Source organism: Microbacterium sp. NPDC055312 (assembly GCF_053645675.1).
Map to the genome: position 1 here is coordinate 135,957 of NZ_JBSHMU010000001.1, position 21,933 is coordinate 157,889.

A 21,933-nucleotide genomic window follows, 5' to 3' on the forward strand; every position below is an offset into this window, starting at 1 on the left:
TGCGTGCATTCCCCTGATTCCTCTCCCGCCCCCGGATGGCTGGTCGTCCCCGACGACGCCAACGACCTGGTCGAGGGGGTCTGGCCGCTGTCCGCGGAACGCGATGCCGACGGCGAGCTGCGCATCGCGGGCGTCGGAATCGGCGAGCTCGTCCGCGCATACGGCACACCTCTGCAGGTGATCGACGAAGACGAGGTGCGCCGTCGGGCTTCGGCGCTGCGTTCCGCTTTCGCGCGTGCCGCGGCGGCCCACGGCACGACGGCGCGCATCTACTACGCCGGCAAGGCCCTGCTGAACACGTCGATCGTGCGCTGGGTGCTCGACGAGGGCCTGAACGTCGACGTGTGCACCGGTGGCGAGCTCGAGGTCGCTCTGGCCGGGGGAGCGGATGCGGCCAGGCTGGGCTTCCACGGCAACAACAAGTCGGTCGCCGAACTCGAGCGGGCGGTGGATGCCGGTGTCGGCACCATCATCATCGACAGCGTCATCGAGATCGAGCGCCTCGCCGCGATCGTCTCGCGCACCGATGCGTCCCAGCGAGTCATGCTGCGCGTCAACAGCGGCGTGCACGCCGAGACCCACGACTTCCTCGCGACCGCGCACGAGGATCAGAAGTTCGGCTTCCCACTCGCTCAGGCTCCCGCGGCGGTCGCGCGCATCCGCGAGATCGACGGACTCGTCTTCGCGGGTCTGCACTGCCACATCGGCTCGCAGATCTTCGGCGTGTCCGGGTTCCGCGAGTCCGCCTCACGCCTGCTCGACCTGCATCAGGAGCTGCTCGCGGGCGGCGACATCCCGCAGCTCAACCTCGGCGGAGGATTCGGCATCGCCTACACGCGGGTCGACGATCCGACGCCCATCGACGAGCTCGCCGAGGGCATCGTCGCGGCTGTCGCCGAGGGATGCGCGGCACGTGGCATCCCCGTGCCTGCGCTCGCGTTCGAACCGGGCCGGGCGATCATCGGCAACGCGGGCGTGACCCTCTACGAGATCGGCACGGTCAAGGACGTCGCCCTCGAGACGACGACGCGACGCTACGTCAGCGTCGACGGCGGCATGAGCGACAACGCCCGCCCCGCCCTCTACGGCGCACAGTACTCGGCCCGCCTCGCGTCGCGGGTCGGAACGGGCGACCCGGTGCTCGTGCGCGTAGTGGGCAAGCACTGCGAGTCGGGTGACATCGTCGTCGACCACGAGTACCTGCCCGGCGATCTGACGCCTGGAGATCTGCTCGCCGTCCCTGCCACCGGAGCGTACTGCGCGCCTCTGTCGAGCAACTACAACCACATGCCGCGACCGCCCATCGTCGCCGTCTCCGGCGGCGAATCGCGTGTGATCGTGCGCGGCGAGTCGCTCGCCGACCTGCTCGCACGCGACGCGGGCATCCCGCAGTGAGCCTTGGCCGTCCGCGGCCAGACCGAAAGCCCTGACCGACCGTGCTGAGGAGCGCAGATGACTGACTACCGACGACTTCGCGTGGCGCTGCTGGGAGCTGGAGCCGTGGGCTCTCAGGTGGCGTCTCTGCTGCTGCGCCACGGCGACGAGCTCGCCGACCGCGCGGGAGCCCGCCTGGAGCTGGCAGGCATCGCCGTGCGCGATGTCGACGCCCCGCGCGACGTCGACCTGCCTCGTGAGCTGTTCACCACCGACGCCGAGACGCTGATCACCGGGTCCGACATCGTCATCGAGCTCATGGGCGGCATCGAGCCGGCGCGCTCGCACATCCTGCTGGGCCTGGGCTCCGGTGCGGATGTCGTCACGGCCAACAAGGCGCTGCTCGCGACCCACGGACCGGAGATCTACGAAGCGGCCGAGCGGGTGGGCGCCTCGGTGTACTACGAAGCCGCCGCCGCCGGGGCGATCCCGATCATCCGGCCGCTGCGCGACTCGCTGGCCGGCGATCGCGTGGTGCGCATCATGGGCATCGTCAACGGGACGACGAACTACATCCTCGACCGCATGGACAGCGAGGGCGCCGACTTCGGCGATGTGCTCGCCGACGCGCAGCGGCTCGGCTACGCCGAAGCGGATCCCACCGCCGACGTCGAGGGCTACGACGCCGCGCAGAAGGCGGCGATCCTGGCATCCCTCGCCTTCCACACCGCCGTGCCGCTCGAGGCCGTGCACCGCGAGGGCATCACGGGCGTCACCGCCGACATGATCGAGGAGGCCCGCGAGGCCGGGTTCGTGATCAAGCTGCTCGCCGTGTGCGAGCGTCTCGGCGACGGCGGAGCCGAATCGATCTCGGTGCGGGTGTACCCGGCTCTCGTTCCGCGCGATCACCCGCTCGGCGCCGTGCACGGCGCCAACAACGCCGTCTTCGTCGAGGCCGAGGCTGCGGGCTCGCTGATGTTCTACGGCGCCGGAGCCGGTGGCGTGCAGACCGCGTCCGCCGTGCTCGGAGATGTCGTCTCGGCCGCGCGCCGGCACATCGCCGGCGGCACGGGCGTCGGCGAATCGACCCGCGCCAACCTGCCGATCGTGTCGATCGGCCATGTGCTCACCCGCTACCAGATCACCCTTGAGGTGTCGGATGAGGCGGGCGTCCTCGCCACCATCGCCGGGGTGCTCAGCGACGGCGGCGTGTCGGTCGCAACGCTCGTGCAGACCGTCATCCCGGCATCCGACGGCACCGACGGCGAGACCGCGCGGCTGATCATCGGCACGCACCGCGCCACCGACAGCGCGCTCAGCGCCGCCGTCGACCGCCTGACGGCGAGCGATGTCGTCGAGCGGGTCGTGTCGGTGCTGCGCGTCGAGGGGGAGTGAGCGTGGGAGTCACCCTCGTCCCCGCCGAGCCGGTCGTCTCCCAGGCGCCGCACGTCGACGGGGCGATCCGCACAGTCGTGGTCACCGTGCCGGCGACCAGCGCCAACCTCGGCCCCGGATTCGACACGCTCGGTCTCGCCCTCAGCGTGTACGACACGCTCACGGCGTCGTCCTTCGACGACGAGCGCCTCGTTATCGAGGTGACCGGGTCGGGCGCGGACGAGATCCCCGCCGATGCGAGCAACCTCGTCGTCCGCTCGATCGCCCACGTCTACGCCGACGTCGGGCGCCGGATGCCGGGTCTGCACCTGCACGCCGAGAACGGCGTGCCGCACGGGCGGGGCCTCGGATCGTCCGGCGCGGCGGTGACCGCGGGCATCCTGATCGCGAAGGGCCTGCTGGCGGGAGACGTCGACCTCGACGACGAGGCGCTGCTGCGCCTGGCGACCGAGCTCGAGGGGCATCCCGACAACGTCGCGCCCGCCCTGTTCGGCGGTCTCACGATCGCGTGGACGGGAGAGCGCGGCCCGCAGCACAAGAAGCTGCTCGTGCATCGGGGCGTCGCTCCGCTCGTGTTCGTGCCCGGCTTCACGATGTCGACCTCGCTCGCCCGCTCGCTGCAGCCGCCGCAGGTCTCGCGCGAGGACGCCGTGTTCAACGTCTCGCGCTCTGCCCTGCTGATCGCCGCGCTCACGCAGAGCCCCGAACTGCTGCTCGACGCGACGGACGACCGGCTGCACCAGGGCTATCGCGGGCCTGCGATGCCGGAGACGCTGCGACTGGTGCAGGCGCTGCGCGCTGAGGGCTTCGCGGCGGTCGTCTCGGGCGCAGGACCCAGCGTGCTGGTGCTGGCGGACGGGCCCGGAGCGAGGCAGCGCGCGGTGCAGCTGGCCGACGCCGTGACGGACACTCCGTGGCAGGCGCACATGCTCGCCGTCGACGTTCAGGGTGGTACAGTGAGGGAACGAGCGGAGGGCACCACGTAACTTCGTGATTCTCGCCCTTTCGCACTTCTGCGAAGTCCGCACGCGATCCCCAGGAACATCCAGGTACTGGCTGGCAGGCGCTCTGCGTCGGCGCGTGTGATGCCCGCGGCATCTGCTGCGTGCAACTTCGGACTGCTCGTCTTCCCACGACATATGAGGGAGTACTCGTGGAGAACCTCTCCGAGACCCAGAACGACACCCCGACCACCGAGTCGGTGGCGACCGAGACGCCGGCGCCGGCACGCAAGCGTGCGCCGCGCCGCGCGACGACCGCCTCCGCAGCCGCAGCCGCCGATGCGAACGCCGCCGACGCAGCCGCCCCGGCAGGCGACTCCGCCCCGGCAGCTCAGCCCGCTGCGGCCGCTCCGGCAGCGGATTCCGCTCCTGTGACGGACTCCGCCGCGGCCGGCTCCGCGCCCGCGGAGGAGCAGCCGAAGGCGAAGGCACCGCGTCGCACCCGCGCCAAGAAGGCCGACGCCGAGACGCTCGACCTGCCGGCTGCCGAGGCCCCCGCCGAGTCCGCGCCCGCGGATGCGCCGTCGGCGAACGCCGCCGAGACGGAGAAGACGGATGGCGCCGAGGCGCCCGCGAAGCCGGCCCGCAAGCGTCCTTCGCGCGCGAAGAAGAGCGATGCTCCCGCCGAGGCGGCAACGTCCGACGACGCCCCCGCGGCATCGTCCGACGCCCCTGCGGCGTCGGAGCCCGCAGACCAGACGGCCGGCGCGGGAGACGACCAGGCGGCGGACGCCGCGCACGACTCCGCAAAGCGGCCCGCACGCGGCCGTCGTGGCGCGAAGGCCACCGAGACCGAAGCTGCTCCTGCCGAAGCGCCCGCCGAGGCCGCTCCGAGCGAGCAGCCCGCCGGTGCCAACGAGCAGGGCGGCGGCGAGAACGACAGCGACGGCGAGGGGTCCGGTCGCAGCCGCAGCCGCAGCCGCAACCGCAACCGTGGCCGCGGCGACAAGAACGGCGGCGACAAGAATGGCAGCGGCCAGAACGGCAGCGGCCAGAGTGGGAATGCGCAGACCGGCGGCGGTCAGAGCGACTCCGACGATGAGAGCGGCTCGGGCCGCGGCCGGCAGCGCGGCAGCAAGCGCCGTGGCGGCGGCAACACCACCGTCGACGAGTTCGAGACCGAGATCGGCGAAGACGACGTCCTCATCCCCGTCGCCGGCATCCTCGACGTGCTCGACAACTACGCCTTCGTGCGCACCACCGGCTACCTCGCCGGCTCGAGCGACGTGTACGTCTCGCTCGGCCAGGTGAAGAAGTACAACCTGCGCAAGGGCGACGCGGTCGTCGGCGCGATCAAGCAGCCGCGTGAGGGCGAGCAGCAGGGACGCCAGAAGTACAACGCGCTGGTCAAGGTCGACTCGATCAACGGCCTCTCGCCCGACGATGCGGCGAACCGGGTCGAGTTCGGCAAGCTCACCCCGCTGTACCCGCAGGAGCGACTGCGTCTCGAGACCGCTCCCGAGAAGCTGACCCAGCGGATCATCGACCTGGTCGCGCCGATCGGCAAGGGCCAGCGCGGCCTGATCGTCGCACCGCCCAAGGCGGGCAAGACCATCGTGCTGCAGCAGATCGCCAACGCGATCGCCCAGAACAACCCCGAGGTGCACCTCATGGTCGTGCTCGTCGACGAGCGGCCCGAAGAGGTCACCGACATGCAGCGCACGGTCAAGGGCGAGGTCATCGCGTCGACCTTCGATCGCCCGGCGGAAGACCACACGACGGTCGCCGAGCTCGCCATCGAGCGAGCCAAGCGCCTCGTCGAGTTGGGGCGTGACGTCGTCGTGCTGCTCGACTCGATCACCCGTCTCGGCCGCGCGTACAACATCTCGACGCCTGCGTCGGGTCGTGTGCTCACCGGCGGCGTCGACGCTGCGGCGCTGTACCCGCCGAAGCGCTTCTTCGGCGCCGCGCGCAACATCGAGAACGGCGGCTCGCTGACCATTCTCGCCACCGCGCTCGTCGAGACCGGGTCGAAGATGGACGAAGTCATCTTCGAGGAGTTCAAGGGCACCGGCAACAGCGAACTGCGCCTGTCGCGTCAGCTCGCCGACAAGCGCATCTTCCCGGCCGTCGACGTCAATGCGTCGAGCACGCGTCGCGAGGAGATGCTGCTGTCGGCCGACGAGGTCAAGATCACGTGGAAGCTGCGTCGTGCCCTCGCCGGCCTCGACACGCAGCAGGCGCTCGAGGTCGTGCTCGGCAAGCTCAAGGAGACCGGCTCGAACGTCGAGTTCCTCTTCCAGATGCAGAAGTCGATCCCCGCGCCCCCGTCGACGGGATCGTCACACGCGCACGAGAACAGCATCCGCTGATCCACCGCTGAGCGGAGCAGAGGCGTGTTCGAATCGGTCCAGGCCCTCATCGAGGAGCATCGCCGGGTGCAGGAGGAGCTCTCCGACCCGGCGGTGCACGCCGACGCCGCGCGCGCCAAGCGGGTCAACCGGCGCTACGCCGAGCTGAACCGCATCGTCGCCGCGCACGAGGCGTGGATGACGGCATCCGACGATCTGGAAGCGGCACGCGAGCTGGCCAGGGAAGACGACGCCTTCGCCGACGAGGTGCCCGCGCTCGAGGAGCAGCTGCGGGTGGCGCAGGAGAAGCTGCGGCGGCTGCTGATCCCCCGCGACCCCGACGACGCACGCGACGTGATCATGGAGATCAAGGCGGGGGAGGGCGGCGCCGAATCGGCACTGTTCGCCGCCGACCTGCTGCGCATGTACGTGCAGTACGCGGCGCACCGCGGATGGAAGACCGAGCTGCTCGAGCGCAACGAATCCGACCTCGGCGGCTACAAGGACGTCCAGGTCGCGATCAAGGGCTCCTCGTCCGACCCGTCGCAGGGCGTCTGGGCGCACCTGAAGTACGAAGGCGGCGTGCACCGCGTACAGCGCGTGCCCGCCACCGAGTCGCAGGGACGCATCCACACCTCCACCACAGGCGTGCTCGTCTTCCCCGAGGTGGATGAGCCGGAGGAGATCCAGATCGACGCGAACGATCTGAAGATCGACGTCTACCGCTCATCCGGCCCCGGCGGCCAGTCGGTGAACACCACCGACTCCGCGGTGCGCATCACGCACGTGCCCACCGGCATCGTCGTGTCGATGCAGAACGAGAAGTCGCAGCTGCAGAACCGCGAGGCGGGGATGCGCGTCCTGCGCGCCCGGCTGCTCGCGAGACAGCAGGAGGAGCTGGATGCCGCGGCGTCCGACGCCCGCCGATCGCAGATCCGCGGCATGGACCGCTCCGAGCGCATCCGCACCTACAACTTCCCCGAGAACCGCATCGCCGATCACCGCACGGGCTACAAGGCGTACAACCTCGACCAGGTGATGGACGGCGCGCTCGATCCGCTCATCGAGTCGGCGATCCACGCCGACGAGGAGGCCAGGCTCGCCGCCCTCGGCGGCGACTGAGCGGCGAGCTCAGATCACGTAGTCGGGCGCGGTCAGCAGCGCCCGTGAGTCGTCGGATTCGGTGCGCTTGCGCGGCTTCGCCGGCACTCCGACCAGGATGCTGTCGGCCGGCGCGTCCTTCGTGACCACCGCGTTCGCGCCGACGACCGACCGCGCACCGACGCGCACCGGGCCGAGGATCTTCGCCCCCGCACCCACCGACACCCCGTCCTCGAGCGTGGGGTGCCGCTTGCCGTGATCCCGGGTGCGCCCGCCGAGCGTGACGCCGTGATAGATCATCACGTCATCCCCGATCTCGGCGGTCTCGCCGATCACGACGCCTGTTCCGTGGTCGATGAAGAAGCGCCGTCCGATGCGCGCCCCCGGGTGGATCTCGATGCCGGTGAACCACCGGGTGATCTGCGATCCCATCCGGGCGACGAAGCGCAGCCCGCGCCGCCACAGCGCGTGCCACACGCGATGACCCCACACGGCGTGCAGTCCGGGGTACAGCAGAGCCACCTCGACCCCGCTGCGGGCAGCGGGGTCGCGTCGGCGGGCGGCCGCGATGTCCTCGCGGACACGGGAGAGCATGCTCACAGAGACGGTCAGTCCTCGCGCAGGTCTTCGAACAGGGCAGTGGAGAGGTAGCGCTCTCCGGTGTCGCAGCCGATGACCACGATCTGCTTGCCCTTGCTCTCGGGGCGGGCGGCGATCTTCAGCGCCTGCGCGACGGCCGCCCCCGCGGAGATGCCGACGAGGATGCCCTCCTTCGCGGCGAGTGCGCGCGAGGTCTCGAGAGACTCCTCGAAGCCGGCCGTGATGATCTCGTCGATCACGTCGCGATCGAGGATCGCGGGAACGAAGTTCGGTCCGATGCCCTGGATCTTGGCGGGTCCCGTGCGTCCCTCCGAGAGCAGGGGGGAGTCGGTCGGCTCGACGGCCACGACGTGGACCTCGGGCTTGACGGCCTTGAGCGCCTGGCCGACGCCGGTGATGGTGCCGCCGGTGCCGACACCGGCCACGAAGATGTCGACCTGCCCGTCGGTGTCGCGGAGGATCTCCTGAGCGGTGGTCTCGCGGTGGATCTGCGGGTTCGCGGAGTTCTCGAACTGGCGGGCCCAGACCGCCCCGGGCGTGGACTCGATGATCTCCTGCAGCTTCTCGATCGCGCCCTTCATGCCGAGCGTCGGGTCGGTCAGCACGAGCTCCGCGCCGAACGCCTTCAGCAGCACGCGGCGCTCCTTCGACATGGAAGCGGGCATGGTGAGGATCACCTTGTAGCCGCGAGCCGCGCCGACCATCGCCAGGGCGATGCCGGTGTTGCCGCTGGTCGCCTCCACGATGGTGCCGCCGGGCTTCAGCTCGCCCGACGCCTCCGCGGCGTCGACGATCGCGATGCCGATGCGGTCCTTCACGCTCGAGGCAGGGTTGAACGACTCGAGCTTGACGAGAACGGTGGCGTCGAGGCCCTCGGTCAGATGGTTCAGCCGCACCAGAGGGGTGTTGCCGAAAGTGCTGGTGATGTCGTTGTGGATGCCGGTCATGGCAGACCTTTCGTGAGCGGAGTTCTCGTGCGGGAGTTCAGCGAGATCAGCCTACGGGGCGTGGCCTGGATGATGACGGAATGTGACCGGCTGCGCGCACCGCCTACGCTGAGAGGATGCCCCTTCTCATCTCGGCGCAGCTGCGCGCCGTCGCGCAGCGGCTCGCCGATGCGGGTGTTCCCGACCCGCTCGTCGACGCCGAGCTGCTCATCGGACACGTGCTCGGGCTGGGCCGTGGCGAGCTGCAGGCCGCGGTGGTGCGCGGGGCCGAGATCGCCGAACCGGATGCCGAGCGACTGGCCCTCCTCGTCGAGCGGCGCGCCGCCCGCGAGCCGTTGCAGCATCTCACCGGTCGGGCCGCGTTCCGCCACCTCGAGCTGGCTGTGGGCCCGGGAGTCTTCGTGCCGCGCCCGGAGACGGAGACGGTCGTGCAGTTCGCGATCGACGCGCTCCTGGAGAGCGCGTCCGCGCCGCCGATCGGCGTCGACCTCGGCACCGGCAGCGGAGCCATCGCCCTCGCGATGGCCACGGAGGTGCCGCATGCCAGGGTGCACGCCGTGGAGCGGTCCGCCGACGCGCACGCGTGGGCCGAGCGCAACACACGCGGCGTGGGCAACCTGACCCTGGTGCTCGGCGACCTCGCCACCGCGTTCGACGAGCTGCGCGGCACCGTGGACGTGGTCATCTCGAACCCGCCCTACGTGCCCGACGACGCGATCCCCCGCGACCCGGAGGTGCGCCTGCACGACCCGGCACAGGCACTGTACGGCGGGGCGGACGGCCTCGACGTGGTGCGCGTGATCAGCTCCCGGGCCCAGCAACTGCTGCACAGCGGCGGCCTGCTCGTGCTCGAGCACGGCGAGCTGCAGGGCCACGCCATCCGGGAGATCCTGACCGCCGACGGATGGCGCGCAGCGGCGACGCATCAGGATCTCACCCGCCGTGACCGCGCGACGACGGCCCTGAGGGCCTGAACGAGGCGGGCGCGCGTGCGCCCTCGACCCGTGGGCACGGAGAACGCCGTCGTAGACTAAGAGGCCATGTCAACTGTCTTCGATTGCCGCGACGACTCCCAGATCCTCGCCGGCATGCGCCACGCCCGTCAGGCGATCGCCCGGGGCGAGCTCGTCGTGCTGCCCACCGACACCGTGTACGGCATCGCCGCCGACGCCTTCTCGCCCGCCGCGGTGCAGCGACTGCTCGACGCGAAGGGCCGCGGCCGCGACATGCCGCCGCCCGTGCTCGTCGCCGGGCAGGACATGCTCAAGGCCCTCGTCGAGACGGTGCCTGCACCCGTGCAGAGCCTCGTCGACGCGTTCTGGCCCGGCGGTCTCACGATCGTGCTGCCCGCCCAGCCGTCCCTGACCTGGGACCTCGGCGAGACCCAGGGCACCGTCGCCGTGCGGATGCCCGATCGTCGCATCGCGCTCGAGCTGCTGGCCGAGACCGGACCGCTCGCCGTGTCGAGCGCGAACCTGTCCGGCCGGGATGCCGCGATCATCGCCTCCGATGCCGAGGCGATGCTCGGCGACAGCGTCGCGGTCTACCTCGAAGAGGGGTACAGCGAGACCGGCGTGCCCTCGACGATCGTCGACGCCACCTCGCTCGTCGCGGCTCCCGACGGCGAGACCCCGATGGTGCGCATCCTGCGTGAGGGGGCGGTGACCAGGGAGCAGCTGTCGGAGGTGCTCGGCGACCTCCTCGAGCCCGAGGAGAGGCCCGGCGACGTCGAGCCCGAGCAGGCCGACGAGAGCCCGGTCGACGAAGAGTGAAGCAGTATCTGTTCACGATCATCCTCACGGCGGCGATCACCTTCGCGCTGTCGTGGGCGGTGTGGCGGCTGAGCCTGAGGTTCAAGCTCTATCCGGGCATCCGTGAACGAGATGTGCACAAGACCCCGACCCCGCGTCTCGGCGGCGTCGCCATGTTCATCGGCATCGCCAGCGCGGTTCTCATCTCCGCGGCCAACCCGTTCTTCGAGCGGATGTGGTCGCCGCCGAACACGCTGTGGGCGATCCTCGGCGCGGCGCTGCTGATCGCGGTCATCGGCGTGGTCGACGACCTGATCGACCTGGACTGGATGATCAAGCTCGCCGCGCAGTTCCTCGCCGCGGGCATCATCACGGTCGGCGGCGGACTGCAGATCCTCTCGCTGCCGGTCGGCGACATGATCCTCGTCTCCAGCTGGGTGAGCATCGCGATCACGATGTTCGCGATCGTCGTGGTGATGAACGCGGTCAACTTCATCGACGGGCTCGACGGGCTCGTCGCGGGAGTCTGCCTCATCGCGAACGGCGTGTTCTTCGTCTACGCGTACATCCTCACCCGCGACTCCGGCGCCACCAGCTACTTCAACCTCGCCACGTTCCTCGCGGCCGTGCTCATCGGCGCCTGTCTCGGCTTCCTGCCGCTGAACTGGAGCCCGGCGAAGCTGTTCATGGGCGACTCGGGCGCTCTCGTGCTCGGCCTGCTGATGGCGACCTCGACGATCGCGCTGACCACGCAGGGCGACGTCAACGCGTTCGACCCCGAGCGCTTCGGCCGCTCGCAGCTGCTCGGCGCGTTCCTCCCCATCGTGCTTCCGCTGGTGATCGTGATGCTTCCGCTGCTCGACTTCGGTCTCGCGGTGTCGCGCCGGATGCGTGCCGGCAAATCACCCTTCTCGCCCGACCGCAAGCATCTGCACCATCGGATGCTGGACCTCGGCCACCGCCACCGCGACGCCGTGCTCATCTTCTACGCCTGGACGGCGATCATCTCGCTGACCGTGCTGCTGATGTACATCGCCGGACGACAGGACTGGCCGGGCGGGTATCTCGCCGCGGTCGCGTTCGGCGTCGTGGGCGTCGTCGCCTGCCTGATCGTCACGCGCACGCCGCACAGCGTGCGACGCCGAGCGGCGGCCGCCGCCGATCCGACCCCACCCGACACCGAGCACATGGAGCCCCGATGACCCCGAGCCCCGTCTCCAGCACACCCATCCTGCGGCGCACGCTGACGTGGTCGGCCGGCGCCGCGCTGGTGCTCGCCCTCGCCGCAGCCGGCATCGGATACGCCGTCGACGGCACGAGCGGGCTGTGGAGCGGCCTGATCGGCGTGCTGCTCGCGTTCCTCTTCCTTGGGATCACCGCCGGCAGCATCCTGTTCGCGAACCGCTGGTTCGGCGATCCGATCTACGTGCAGCTGTTCTTCGCGATCGTGCTCGGCGGCTGGCTGCTCAAGCTCGGCCTGTTCCTGGTGATCATGATCGTCCTCAGCGGTCAGCCGTGGATCTCGCCGCTCGTCTTCTTCCTCTCCATCGTCGCGGGAGTGGTGCTCTCCCTGGTGGTCGACGCGCTCGTGCTCGTCCGCATGCGCCTGCCGCACGTCAGTGACATCGATCTGCCGACCGTCAACCCCGAGGACGAGCCCGACGGCGATGCCCGGAATGCGCGCGGCGGGACCGAGAGCGACCGATGAATCTGGTAGTGTTTATCCGTGCCCGCCGCTCGTCTCGCGAGCGCTTGCGCTGATGCACAACGTCCCTCGTCGCCCCGGTTCTCGCCGGTGACCCGAAGCTGGAGCCCGCGCTGTTGAATCCCGTTGCGACCCTGACCCTTCGTCCGATCGCCGGTGACGGTGAATTCCACGGCCCGTCGATGGGTGAGTTCTTCCCGGACATCCTGTTCACCGTGTTCGGTGTGCCGATGCACCGCATCCACCTGATCCAGCTGATCTCGGTCATCGCCGTCGTGCTGATCATGTGGCTCGGAACGCGTCGCATGACCGTCGTGCCCGGTCGCTTCCAGAGTCTCGTCGAGATGGGAATCGGCTTCGTCCGCACGGGCATCGGCCACGACCTGCTCGGCCGCAAGGACGGCGAGCGGTTCGCCCCGCTGCTCGTGACGATGTTCTTCATGATCCTGTTCATGAACATCACCGGCATCATCCCGTTCCTGAACATGCCGGGAACCGCGATCATCGCCGTGCCGCTCACGCTCGCCGTGATCAGCTACGTGACCTTCATCTACGCCGGCATGAAGAAGAGCCCGCTCGGGTTCTGGAAGAACTCCCTCTTCCCGTCGGGCGTGCCGTGGCCGGTCTACATCATCGTGACCCCGCTGGAGTTCATCTCCACCTTCATCATCCGCCCGGTGACCCTCACCCTGCGTCTGATGATGAACCTCGTCGTCGGTCACATGATCCTCGTGCTGTGCTTCGCGGCCACGCACTTCTTCTTCTTCACTGCAGGTGGCGGCTGGGCGGCGCTCGGCGTCGGCACCCTCGCCTTCGGCGGCGCCTTCACTCTCTTCGAGATCCTGGTCGTCGTCCTGCAGTCCTACGTCTTCACCGTCCTCACCGCGATCTACATCCAGCTCGCGGTCGCAGAAGAGCACTGAGCGGGTCGGCAACTGCCGCCCCACCCAACGAAAGGAAAAACCCGTGGACGCTACTACGGTTCTCGCTGAAATCAACGGTCACATCGGTGCGGTCGGCTACGGCCTCGCAGCCATCGGACCGGCCATCGGCGTGGGCATCGTCGTCGGCAAGACCATCGAGGGTGTCGCCCGTCAGCCCGAGCTGGCCGGCCGTCTCCAGGTCCTCATGTGGATCGGCATCGCCTTCACCGAGGCGCTCGCATTCGTCGGCATCGCCGTCGCCTTCATCCCCTTCCCGTAATCCGCACCGACTTCTGAAGGAGACAGGATGCTGAACGCTCTTGTCACGAACCTCGCGGCGGAGACCGAGGCGCAGAACCCGCTCATCCCCGCGTGGTACGACATCATCTGGTCGGGCCTGTGGTTCCTCATCATCCTCATCGTGGTGTGGAAGGTCGCCCTTCCTCGCCTGACCGCGATCCTCGACGAGCGCTCAGCCGCCATCGAAGGCAACATCGCCAAGGCCGATGAGGCGCAGAAGCAGGCCGAGGCCGCGCTGGAGGAGTACACCCGCCAGCTCGCCGAGGCCCGCACCGAGGCCGGTGAGATCCGCGAGGCCGCCCGTGAGGACGGCAAGAAGATCGTGACCGAGGCCAAGGAGACCGCTGTCGCCGAGGCCGGCCGCATCACCGCAGCCGCTCACTCGCAGATCGAGGCCGAGCGCCAGGCGGCGTTCGTCTCGCTGCGCAGCGAGGTCGGCACGCTCGCGATCGACCTCGCCGGCAACGTCGTGGGGGAGACCCTCAGCGACGACGCCCGTGCGACGGCCGTCGTGGACCGCTTCCTCGCCGACCTCGAGAAGGCCAAGTAATGGGCAGCGCGACCACTCAGGCACTCGCGGCATCGACGGACGCGCTTGCCGCAGCGTCGGGCCTGACCCTCGACAGCGCGGCCGAGCTCTTCGCTGCAGCCCGCGCCATCGGGGAGTCGGCTCAGCTGAGCGGCGCGCTCGCCGATCCTGCAGCCCCGGCCGAGGCGCGCAGCGCGCTCGTCTCGGCGGTGTTCGCGGGTGTCTCGGCTCCGGTGCGCTCGCTGCTGACCACGGTCGCGGCGCAGCGCTGGTCGTCGGTGTCCGATCTCGTCGACGGTGTCGAAGAGCTCGCCATCCGCGCAGCGGCTGCGGCGGCTCCCGGTGACGACGTCGCGACGGAGCTGTTCGGCTTCTCGCGCGTCGTCGCGGCGAACCCCGAGCTCGAGCTCGCACTCGGTGGCCGTCTCGGCGGTGACGCGGCGAAGCTCGCGCTCGTCGAGCGGGTGCTCGGTGGCGCGGTGTCACCCGCGACCATGCTCATCGCCACGTCCCTGGTCCCGCGTCCGCGTGAGCGTCGCGTCCGCCAGGTGCTCAGCCGCGCGGTTCGCATCGTCGCCGCACAGGCCGGCCGTTCGGTCGCGACGGTGTACACCGCCGCTCCGATCCCGGCCGCGCAGGAAGCGCGCCTGCGCGACGCGCTCGCCCGTCGCTACGGCGGCGAGATCTCCATCAACCAGGTGATCGACGAATCCGTCGTCGGAGGCCTGCGTGTGCAGATCGCCGATGACGTCATCGACGGCAGCATCTCCGCCCGCCTCGCCGACCTTCGCCAGAAGCTCGCGAGCTGAACTACTCGACGCGGGGAACCGCGCACACCCAGACACACAAAGGGAAGACAATGGCAGAACTATCGATCAGCCCCGACGTCATCCGTGACGCGCTGAAGGACTTCGCCGCCGCCTACGAGCCCACCGGCGCCGCGGCGACCGAGGTCGGCACCGTCATCGACGCAGCCGATGGCATCGCGCACGTCGAAGGACTGCCGGGCGTCATGGCCAACGAGCTCGTCACCTTCGGGGACGGCACGAAGGGCCTGGCACTGAACCTCGACGAGCACGAGATCGGCGTGGTCGTCCTCGGCGACTTCACCGGCATCGAGGCCGGCCAGGAGGTCACCCGCACCGGCGAGGTCCTCTCGGTCCCGGTCGGCGACGGCTACCTGGGTCGCGTCGTCGATCCGCTCGGAAACCCGATCGACGGACTCGGCTCCATCGCGACCGAGGGCTCCCGTGCCCTCGAGCTGCAGGCGCCCGGCGTCATGCAGCGCAAGTCGGTGCACGAGCCGATGCAGACCGGTGTCAAGGCGATCGACGCCATGATCCCCGTCGGCCGCGGTCAGCGTCAGCTGATCATCGGCGACCGCCAGACCGGCAAGACCGCGCTGGCGATCGACACGATCATCAACCAGCGGGCCAACTGGGAGTCGGGCGACGTCAGCAAGCAGGTGCGCTGCATCTACGTCGCGATCGGCCAGAAGGGCTCGACCATCGCGGGCGTCCGCGGTGCGCTCGAAGAGGCCGGTGCGATGGAGTACACCACCATCGTCGCGGCTCCCGCTTCCGACCCGGCCGGCTTCAAGTACCTCGCCCCGTACACCGGATCGGCCATCGGCCAGCACTGGATGTACGGCGGCAAGCACGTCCTGATCATCTTCGACGACCTGTCGAAGCAGGCCGAGGCCTACCGTGCCGTGTCGCTGCTGCTGCGCCGCCCGCCGGGGCGCGAGGCGTACCCCGGTGACGTCTTCTACCTGCACTCGCGTCTGCTCGAGCGCTGCGCGAAGCTGTCCGACGAGCTCGGCGCGGGTTCGATGACGGGTCTGCCGATCATCGAGACCAAGGCGAACGACGTCTCGGCGTACATCCCGACCAACGTGATCTCGATCACCGACGGCCAGATCTTCCTGCAGTCCGACCTGTTCAACGCCAACCAGCGTCCTGCGGTCGACGTGGGAATCTCGGTCTCGCGAGTCGGCGGTGACGCTCAGGTCAAGTCGATCAAGAAGGTCTCCGGAACACTGAAGCTGGAGCTTGCGCAGTACCGCTCCCTCGAGGCGTTCGCGATGTTCGCATCCGACCTCGACGCGGCATCGCGTCGTCAGCTCGCCCGCGGTGCGCGACTGACCGAGCTGCTCAAGCAGCCGCAGTACTCGCCGTACCCCGTGGAGGAGCAGGTCGTCTCGATCTGGGCCGGCACGAACGGCAAGCTCGACTCGATCGAGGTCGAGGACGTGCTCCGCTTCGAGCGCGACCTTCTCGACTACCTGCGCCGCAACACGTCGATCCTCGACACGCTGCGCGAGACCAACGTCCTCGATGACGCCACGGTCGCAGAGCTCGACAAGCAGACCGACGCCTTCATCCTGGAGTTCCAGGGCGGCAAGGGCCAGTCGATCGGCACCCCGGGCAACGAGCAGGTCTCTGCCGAGGACGCCGGTGACGTCAGCCAGGAGAAGATCGTCAAGGGTCGTCGCGGGTAACCGCGTGAGGTACTGATTCATGGGCGCTCAACTCAGGGTCTACAAGCAGAAGATCTCTTCTGCTCAAACGACCAAGAAGATCACGAAGGCGATGGAACTCATCGCGGCTTCGCGCATTCAGAAGGCGATGGCACGCGTCAAGGCGTCCAGCCCCTTCGCGCGGGCCGTGACGAGGGCCGTGTCCGCCGTCGCGACGCACTCCAGCGTCGACCACCCGCTCACCCGCGAGGCAGAGACGATCCGTCGTACGGCGGTCGTCATCTTCTCGAGTGACCGCGGCCTCGCCGGCGCGTTCAACTCGCAGGTGATCCGCGAGGGGCTCGAGCAGGGCGAGCGGCTGCGCGAGCTCGGTCGTGAGCCGGTGTACTACCTGGTCGGTCGCAAGGCCGTCGGGTACTTCCAGTTCCGCCGGATCGAGTCCGCGGCCGAGTGGATCGGCGACACCGACACGCCGTCGTTCCACACCGCCGAGGAGATCGCGCACACGCTGCAGGAGGCCTTCCTGCGCGGCGGCGACTCCGAGGGCGTCGACGAGATCGTGCTGGTCTACAACCGGTTCGTGAGCATGATGACGCAGGAGCCCACCGCTCTTCGTCTGCTGCCGCTCGAGATCGAAGAGGCCGAGGACGCGGCGACCGCCGCCGTGTACCCGCTCTACGAGTTCGAACCCGACGCCGAGACCGTGCTCGACGCGATCCTGCCGGTGTACATCCAGAGCCGCGTGTTCAACGCCCTCCTCCAGTCGTCGGCCGCCAAGCAGGCCGCGACGCAGAAGGCGATGAAGTCGGCCAGCGACAACGCCGACAAGCTGATCACCGACTACACCCGCCTGCGCAACAACGCTCGCCAGGCCGAGATCACCCAGCAGATCGCAGAGATCGTCGGCGGCGCCGACGCCCTGTCGTCCAGCTGACACACATCAGGAGAAGAGACGAGAAATGACCACCACCGCCATGGCTGAGCAGCCGGCGACCGCGGTCGTCGGACGCGTCGCACGCGTCAACGGTCCGGTTGTCGACATCGAGTTCCCGCACGACTCGATCCCCGACATCTACAACGCACTCAAGACCACCATCACGATCGGCGAGGACTCCACCGAGATCACGCTCGAGGTCGCACAGCACCTCGGCGACGACCTCGTCCGCGCCATCGCCCTGAAGCCGACGGACGGTATCGTCCGCGGCCAGGAGGTGCGCGACACCGGTGAGGCCATCTCGGTTCCCGTCGGCGACGTGACCAAGGGCAAGGTCTTCAACGTGATCGGCGAGGTCCTCAACGCCGAGCCCGGCGAGACCATCGAGGTCACCGAGCGCTGGCCGATCCACCGCAAGGCGCCGAACTTCGACCAGCTCGAGTCGAAGACCACCATGTTCGAGACCGGCATCAAGTCGATCGACCTGCTGACCCCCTACGTGCAGGGTGGAAAGATCGGTCTGTTCGGTGGTGCAGGTGTCGGCAAGACCGTGCTCATCCAGGAGATGATCCAGCGCGTCGCCCAGGACCACGGTGGTGTGTCGGTGTTCGCCGGTGTCGGTGAGCGCACCCGTGAGGGCAACGACCTCATCCACGAGATGGAGGAGGCGGGCGTCTTCGACAAGACCGCCCTCGTCTTCGGCCAGATGGACGAGCCGCCGGGGACGCGTCTGCGCGTCGCACTGTCGGCGCTGACCATGGCGGAGTACTTCCGCGATGTGCAGAAGCAGGACGTGCTGCTCTTCATCGACAACATCTTCCGCTTCACGCAGGCCGGTTCCGAGGTCTCCACGCTGCTGGGCCGCATGCCCTCGGCTGTGGGCTACCAGCCGAACCTCGCGGACGAGATGGGCCTCCTGCAGGAGCGCATCACCTCGACGCGCGGCCACTCGATCACGTCGCTGCAGGCGATCTACGTGCCGGCCGACGACTACACCGACCCGGCGCCCGCGACCACGTTCGCGCACCTCGACGCCACGACCGAGCTCTCACGTGAGATCGCGTCGAAGGGTCTGTACCCGGCCATCGACCCGCTCACCTCGACGTCGCGCATCATGGACCCGCGCTACCTGGGTGAGGACCACTACCGCGTGGCCACCACGGTGAAGCAGATCCTGCAGAAGAACAAGGAGCTGCAGGAGATCATCGCCATCCTCGGTGTCGACGAGCTCTCCGAAGAGGACAAGATCGTCGTGTCGCGTGCACGCCGCATCCAGCAGTTCCTCTCGCAGAACACCTACATGGCGAAGAAGTTCACCGGCGTCGAGGGCTCGACCGTGCCGCTGAAGGAGACCATCGAGTCGTTCGACGCGATCTGCCGCGGTGACTTCGACCACGTCGCCGAGCAGGCGTTCTTCAACGTCGGCGGCATCTCCGACGTCGAAGAGGCATGGGCGAGGATCCAGAAGGAGAACGCCTGATCATGGCGCTGCACGTTAGCCTCGTCTCCGCTGACGCGGAGGTCTGGACGGGAGAGGCGTCGCTGGTCGTCGCCAGGACCGTCGAGGGCGAGATCGGCATCATGTCTGGTCACGAGCCGGTGCTGGCCATCCTCGCCCAGGGCGAGGTCCGCATCACTCAGGAAGACGGCAGCAAGGTGCTCGCGAACGCGCAGGACGGCTTCCTCTCGATGGAGGGCGACACGCTCACCATCGTGGCCGGCAACGCCGCACTGATCGCCTGAGCGCAGAACCACCCGGCGTCCGCTCCGGATCGTGCCCCGCACGACCCGGAGCGGACGCTTCGTCTGTGTGGAGACCATGAAGATCCTTCTGCCCCCGTCCGAGACCAAGCGTCCCGGTGGCTCCGGCGCCCCGATGCGCCTCGACGAGCTCGCGCTGCCATCGCTGACGCCGCATCGCACCGAGCTCGTCGAAGCCCTCATCGCGCTCAGCGCCGACGAGTCGGTCGCCCGTCGCGTGCTGAAGCTGAGCGACCGGCAGTCCGGCGACATTGCGCACAACCGGATGCTGCGCACGGCGCCCACGATGGCCGCGATCGACCGGTACACGGGCGTGCTCTACGACGCTCTCGACGCACCCTCCCTCGACAGGGTCGCGCGGCGCTGGCTCGGCGAGCACGTGCTGATCCATTCGGCCCCGTTCGGACCGATCGGCGCGCTCGATGAGATCCCGGCATACCGGCTGGCCGCCGGAACGTCGCTGCCCGGCATCCGCCCGCTGCGCCGGCACTGGGCGGAGGCGACGTCCGCCGCACTCGCGGATGCCGGATTCGTGCTCGATCTGCGCAGCGAGTCGTACGTCGCGCTCGGGCCGGTCGCCGGGGTGGTGCCGTCGGCGTATGTGCGGGTCGTCACCGATACAGGGCGGGCCCTGAACCACTTCAACAAGAAGGCCAAGGGCGAGCTCGTGCGCGCCCTCGCCACGACACGCCCGAGGGGCAGCTCCGTGCGCGCGCTCGTGCAGTGGGCGGATGAGCACGGCATCCGGCTGCAGAAGACCGCGGACGCCGCCGTTCTCGAGCTCGTCGTCACCGGCTGATCTCCCCGACGACGGGGTGGCTCGTTGCCCGCCGTCCTGCTGCTTCGCTAGCATGTGCGGTGCACGAGATCCGCACGGGGGAGCACTACCGCTTCCTCTCGACGAGAGAAGTGGTTCATCCATGGGATACGACGACTACGGCGATTACACCGCCTTCGCTGCGATCATCGGGCTGGTGACGGTGCTGCTGCTCATCCTCGGCCCGATCATGTACGTCGTCTCGTCGATCTTCATGATGAAGATCTTCGAGAAGGCCGGCGTCGTCGGCAAATGGCGCGCCTGGGTTCCGGTCTACCGGGAGATGATCTTCTTCAAGCTCGGCGACATGAGCCCGTGGCTCGTGCTGTACACCCTGGGTGCGACCATCCTGCTGTCGTGGACCGGCATCGGCGGCCTGTTCGGTCTGGTCTTCACCGCGCTGTTCGCGATGGCCGGCTGGCGTGTCGGGCTGAAGCTGCAGAAGGAAGCGGCCTGGGTCATCCTCTTCGTGCTGCTGAACATCGTGTGGATGGGCATCGCCGCATTCGACCGCTCGCGCTGGAACCCGAACATCGCCCCTGCTCCGTGGGCCGGCAACGGGTTCCTCGGCGACCGGACCGTCTGGGACGGCGTCCCCGTGCAGCCTGGCCAGAACGTCGCCCCGGCCACCGGTTACGGCGCTCCGCAGGGCTACGCCCCGCCTGCCCCGCAGGGCTACGCCCCGCCTGCCCCGCAGGGCTACGCCCCGCCCGCGCAGCCCGGCTACGGTCAGCCGACCCAGCCCGGCTACGGCGCGCCGTACGACCCCTCGGCGCCGGTTCCGCCGGCACCGGGCGCGCCCGTGCCCCCTCCGGCCACCCCGCCGGCGCCCCCGGCGCCGCCGGCCGCACCTCCGGCCGCCCCGCCGGTCCCGCCCGCGCCTCCCGCCTCGCCCGAGGACCCGACGCAGCCGCGTCCCTGACCTGATCACGAGAAGGCCCCCGAGGACGTCGGGGGCCTTCTCGCGTCTGCGGGCGACGCTGCCGACCCGCCGGGCCGGTCCGAGCACGTGCGGCGCCCCGATAGTGTGGATGCATGGTCACCTCGCAGCGTCGCGTCGGCGCATCCGGACTCGTCGTCTCCGCAGCCGGCCTCGGGTGCAACAACTTCGGTCGCGCGGGAACCGTGACCGAGACCCTCGACGGCACGCGCGCCGTGATCGACGCGGCCCTCGCGAACGGGGTGTTCTTCTTCGACACCGCCGACATGTACGGTGCCGAGGCGGGCCGCAGCGAAGAGCTCATGGGCGAGGTGCTCGAGGGCCGCCGCGATCGCGTGGTGCTTGCCACCAAGTTCGGGCACGAACGGGATATGGGCTACGACTTCCCCGGCGGACGCGGGTCGCGCCGATACGTGCGTCACGCTGTCGTGCACTCCCTGCGCCGTCTGCGCACCGACTGGATCGACCTGTACCAGCTGCACCTGCCCGACCCGCAGACGCCGATCGCCGAGACCATCGACGCGCTCGACGAACTCGTCGACGAGGGGAAGATCCGCTACTACGGGCATTCGAACCTCACCGGCTGGCAGATCGCCGAAGCCGAGTTCACCGCGCGGGCGCGCTCGACGGGACGTTTCATCTCGGCCCAGAACCACTACTCGCTGCTGGCGCGGGCATCCGAGCGGGAGGTGCTGCCGGCGGTGAACCGCTACGACCTCGGCTTCTTCCCGTTCTTCCCGCTGAAGAACGGACTGCTCACCGGCAAGTTCACCCGCGAGGGCGGGCCGGCAGGCAGCCGGATCATGGGCACGCGTCAGCAGATCTGGGCGGATGCGCCCTGGGACGCACTCGAGCAGTACCAGGCCTTCTGCGATCAGCGCGACATCACCATGCTGCAGGCCACCTTCGGCTGGCTGCTGGCGCAGCCGGGTGTCTCCAGCGTCATCGCCGGGGCGACCACGCCGGAGCAGGTGGAGGCGAATGCGGCGGCCGCCGACGCGTGGACCCCGTCGGCAGCCGATCTGGCCGCGATCGATGCGCTGTTCCCGCTGATCGACGATCCCGCCGACCGGATGTGACGGCAC

General features: G+C 69.3%; 22 protein-coding genes. 20 read left to right on the forward strand and 2 right to left on the reverse strand.

Annotated elements, in window-relative coordinates; translation table 11 throughout:
* Positions 1 to 3 precede the first annotated feature (3 nt).
* The 5 genes from lysA (at position 4) to prfA (ending at position 7,183) form a co-directional block, all read left to right on the forward strand.
* Entirely contained in the window at positions 4 to 1,395 is a 1,392-nt protein-coding gene (gene lysA, locus ACWIDW_RS00630; protein WP_454122118.1) for a diaminopimelate decarboxylase, read from the forward strand.
* Positions 1,396 to 1,452: 57 nt separating this feature from the next.
* On the forward strand, positions 1,453 to 2,769 hold the full coding sequence (locus ACWIDW_RS00635; protein ID WP_454122120.1) for a homoserine dehydrogenase: 1,317 nt from the start codon (positions 1,453 to 1,455) through the stop codon (positions 2,767 to 2,769).
* Positions 2,770 to 2,834: 65 nt separating this feature from the next.
* Complete coding sequence (gene thrB, locus ACWIDW_RS00640) at positions 2,835 to 3,755, forward strand: homoserine kinase (RefSeq protein ID WP_454123222.1); 921 nt, start codon at positions 2,835 to 2,837, stop codon at positions 3,753 to 3,755.
* Positions 3,756 to 3,922: 167 nt separating this feature from the next.
* Positions 3,923 to 6,082 (forward strand): transcription termination factor Rho, encoded by a 2,160-nt coding sequence (rho, locus tag ACWIDW_RS00645; protein WP_454122122.1) that lies wholly within the window; start codon positions 3,923 to 3,925, stop codon positions 6,080 to 6,082.
* A gap of 24 nt (positions 6,083 to 6,106) precedes the next feature.
* Positions 6,107 to 7,183 (forward strand): peptide chain release factor 1, encoded by a 1,077-nt coding sequence (gene prfA, locus ACWIDW_RS00650; protein WP_454122123.1) that lies wholly within the window; start codon positions 6,107 to 6,109, stop codon positions 7,181 to 7,183.
* Positions 7,184 to 7,192: 9 nt separating this feature from the next.
* On the opposite strand, the gene epsC is transcribed toward prfA, so the two are convergent.
* Together epsC and cysK are read right to left on the reverse strand one after the other, a co-directional pair.
* Positions 7,193 to 7,756 carry a serine O-acetyltransferase EpsC gene (gene epsC / locus ACWIDW_RS00655; RefSeq protein ID WP_454122125.1) on the reverse strand — a complete coding sequence of 188 codons (564 nt, stop codon included), beginning with the start codon at positions 7,754 to 7,756 and terminating at the stop codon, positions 7,193 to 7,195.
* 14 nt (positions 7,757 to 7,770) lie between these two features.
* Positions 7,771 to 8,709, reverse strand: a complete 939-nt coding sequence (cysK, locus tag ACWIDW_RS00660) for a cysteine synthase A (protein WP_071642237.1) — start codon at positions 8,707 to 8,709, stop codon at positions 7,771 to 7,773.
* Between the two features lie 116 nt (positions 8,710 to 8,825).
* Here cysK and prmC point away from each other — a divergent pair, with 116 nt between their 5' ends.
* From prmC to ACWIDW_RS00735, 15 genes are all read left to right on the forward strand, one after another.
* The gene (gene prmC / locus ACWIDW_RS00665; RefSeq protein WP_454122126.1) at positions 8,826 to 9,683 is read left to right on the forward strand and encodes a peptide chain release factor N(5)-glutamine methyltransferase; all 858 of its coding nucleotides are present in this window, start codon (positions 8,826 to 8,828) and stop codon (positions 9,681 to 9,683) included.
* 66 nt (positions 9,684 to 9,749) lie between these two features.
* Positions 9,750 to 10,481: an L-threonylcarbamoyladenylate synthase gene (locus ACWIDW_RS00670; RefSeq protein ID WP_454122128.1), complete on the forward strand. Its 732-nt coding sequence runs from the start codon at positions 9,750 to 9,752 to the stop codon at positions 10,479 to 10,481.
* Positions 10,478 to 11,662, forward strand: a complete 1,185-nt coding sequence (locus tag ACWIDW_RS00675; RefSeq protein ID WP_454122130.1) for an MraY family glycosyltransferase — start codon at positions 10,478 to 10,480, stop codon at positions 11,660 to 11,662. Before ACWIDW_RS00670 ends, ACWIDW_RS00675 begins: the two co-directional genes overlap by 4 nt.
* Entirely contained in the window at positions 11,659 to 12,168 is a 510-nt protein-coding gene (locus tag ACWIDW_RS00680) for a hypothetical protein (RefSeq protein ID WP_454122131.1), read from the forward strand. Before ACWIDW_RS00675 ends, ACWIDW_RS00680 begins: the two co-directional genes overlap by 4 nt.
* Before the next feature lie 179 nt (positions 12,169 to 12,347).
* Positions 12,348 to 13,088, forward strand: coding sequence for a F0F1 ATP synthase subunit A (atpB, locus tag ACWIDW_RS00685; RefSeq protein ID WP_454123224.1), 741 nt, complete (start codon positions 12,348 to 12,350; stop codon positions 13,086 to 13,088).
* A 43-nt stretch (positions 13,089 to 13,131) separates the two neighbouring features.
* Positions 13,132 to 13,368 (forward strand): ATP synthase F0 subunit C, encoded by a 237-nt coding sequence (atpE, locus tag ACWIDW_RS00690; RefSeq protein ID WP_071642243.1) that lies wholly within the window; start codon positions 13,132 to 13,134, stop codon positions 13,366 to 13,368.
* 27 nt (positions 13,369 to 13,395) lie between these two features.
* Positions 13,396 to 13,938, forward strand: a complete 543-nt coding sequence (locus ACWIDW_RS00695; RefSeq protein WP_452321455.1) for a F0F1 ATP synthase subunit B — start codon at positions 13,396 to 13,398, stop codon at positions 13,936 to 13,938.
* Complete coding sequence (locus ACWIDW_RS00700; RefSeq protein ID WP_454122133.1) at positions 13,938 to 14,726, forward strand: F0F1 ATP synthase subunit delta; 789 nt, start codon at positions 13,938 to 13,940, stop codon at positions 14,724 to 14,726. The genes ACWIDW_RS00695 and ACWIDW_RS00700 overlap by 1 nt, the downstream gene beginning before the upstream one ends.
* A gap of 50 nt (positions 14,727 to 14,776) precedes the next feature.
* Positions 14,777 to 16,417 (forward strand): F0F1 ATP synthase subunit alpha, encoded by a 1,641-nt coding sequence (gene atpA, locus ACWIDW_RS00705; protein ID WP_454122134.1) that lies wholly within the window; start codon positions 14,777 to 14,779, stop codon positions 16,415 to 16,417.
* Between the two features lie 19 nt (positions 16,418 to 16,436).
* Positions 16,437 to 17,330: a F0F1 ATP synthase subunit gamma gene (locus tag ACWIDW_RS00710; RefSeq protein ID WP_454122136.1), complete on the forward strand. Its 894-nt coding sequence runs from the start codon at positions 16,437 to 16,439 to the stop codon at positions 17,328 to 17,330.
* Between the two features lie 25 nt (positions 17,331 to 17,355).
* Positions 17,356 to 18,810, forward strand: coding sequence for a F0F1 ATP synthase subunit beta (atpD, locus tag ACWIDW_RS00715; protein WP_454122138.1), 1,455 nt, complete (start codon positions 17,356 to 17,358; stop codon positions 18,808 to 18,810).
* A 2-nt stretch (positions 18,811 to 18,812) separates the two neighbouring features.
* On the forward strand, positions 18,813 to 19,073 hold the full coding sequence (locus tag ACWIDW_RS00720) for a F0F1 ATP synthase subunit epsilon (protein ID WP_454122140.1): 261 nt from the start codon (positions 18,813 to 18,815) through the stop codon (positions 19,071 to 19,073).
* Between the two features lie 76 nt (positions 19,074 to 19,149).
* Positions 19,150 to 19,890, forward strand: coding sequence for a YaaA family protein (locus ACWIDW_RS00725; RefSeq protein WP_454122141.1), 741 nt, complete (start codon positions 19,150 to 19,152; stop codon positions 19,888 to 19,890).
* A 121-nt stretch (positions 19,891 to 20,011) separates the two neighbouring features.
* Positions 20,012 to 20,830: a large exoprotein gene (locus ACWIDW_RS00730; RefSeq protein ID WP_454122143.1), complete on the forward strand. Its 819-nt coding sequence runs from the start codon at positions 20,012 to 20,014 to the stop codon at positions 20,828 to 20,830.
* A 113-nt stretch (positions 20,831 to 20,943) separates the two neighbouring features.
* Positions 20,944 to 21,927: an aldo/keto reductase gene (locus tag ACWIDW_RS00735; RefSeq protein ID WP_454122145.1), complete on the forward strand. Its 984-nt coding sequence runs from the start codon at positions 20,944 to 20,946 to the stop codon at positions 21,925 to 21,927.
* Positions 21,928 to 21,933: the final 6 nt, after the last annotated feature.

Bases quoted from the DNA above. Each gene is read 5' to 3' on its own strand.
- ACWIDW_RS00635 (WP_454122120.1), top strand. From the start codon at position 1,453: ATGACTGACTACCGACGACTTCGCGTGGCGCTGCTGGGAGCTGGAGCC.
- epsC (WP_454122125.1), bottom strand. From the start codon at position 7,756: ATGCTCTCCCGTGTCCGCGAGGACATCGCGGCCGCCCGCCGACGCGAC.
- cysK (WP_071642237.1), bottom strand. From the start codon at position 8,709: ATGACCGGCATCCACAACGACATCACCAGCACTTTCGGCAACACCCCT.
- prmC (WP_454122126.1), top strand. From the start codon at position 8,826: ATGCCCCTTCTCATCTCGGCGCAGCTGCGCGCCGTCGCGCAGCGGCTC.
- ACWIDW_RS00670 (WP_454122128.1), top strand. From the start codon at position 9,750: ATGTCAACTGTCTTCGATTGCCGCGACGACTCCCAGATCCTCGCCGGC.
- ACWIDW_RS00680 (WP_454122131.1), top strand. From the start codon at position 11,659: ATGACCCCGAGCCCCGTCTCCAGCACACCCATCCTGCGGCGCACGCTG.
- atpB (WP_454123224.1), top strand. From the start codon at position 12,348: ATGGGTGAGTTCTTCCCGGACATCCTGTTCACCGTGTTCGGTGTGCCG.
- ACWIDW_RS00695 (WP_452321455.1), top strand. From the start codon at position 13,396: ATGCTGAACGCTCTTGTCACGAACCTCGCGGCGGAGACCGAGGCGCAG.
- ACWIDW_RS00700 (WP_454122133.1), top strand. From the start codon at position 13,938: ATGGGCAGCGCGACCACTCAGGCACTCGCGGCATCGACGGACGCGCTT.
- atpA (WP_454122134.1), top strand. From the start codon at position 14,777: ATGGCAGAACTATCGATCAGCCCCGACGTCATCCGTGACGCGCTGAAG.
- ACWIDW_RS00710 (WP_454122136.1), top strand. From the start codon at position 16,437: ATGGGCGCTCAACTCAGGGTCTACAAGCAGAAGATCTCTTCTGCTCAA.
- atpD (WP_454122138.1), top strand. From the start codon at position 17,356: ATGACCACCACCGCCATGGCTGAGCAGCCGGCGACCGCGGTCGTCGGA.
- ACWIDW_RS00720 (WP_454122140.1), top strand. From the start codon at position 18,813: ATGGCGCTGCACGTTAGCCTCGTCTCCGCTGACGCGGAGGTCTGGACG.
- ACWIDW_RS00725 (WP_454122141.1), top strand. From the start codon at position 19,150: ATGAAGATCCTTCTGCCCCCGTCCGAGACCAAGCGTCCCGGTGGCTCC.
- ACWIDW_RS00730 (WP_454122143.1), top strand. From the start codon at position 20,012: ATGGGATACGACGACTACGGCGATTACACCGCCTTCGCTGCGATCATC.
- ACWIDW_RS00735 (WP_454122145.1), top strand. From the start codon at position 20,944: ATGGTCACCTCGCAGCGTCGCGTCGGCGCATCCGGACTCGTCGTCTCC.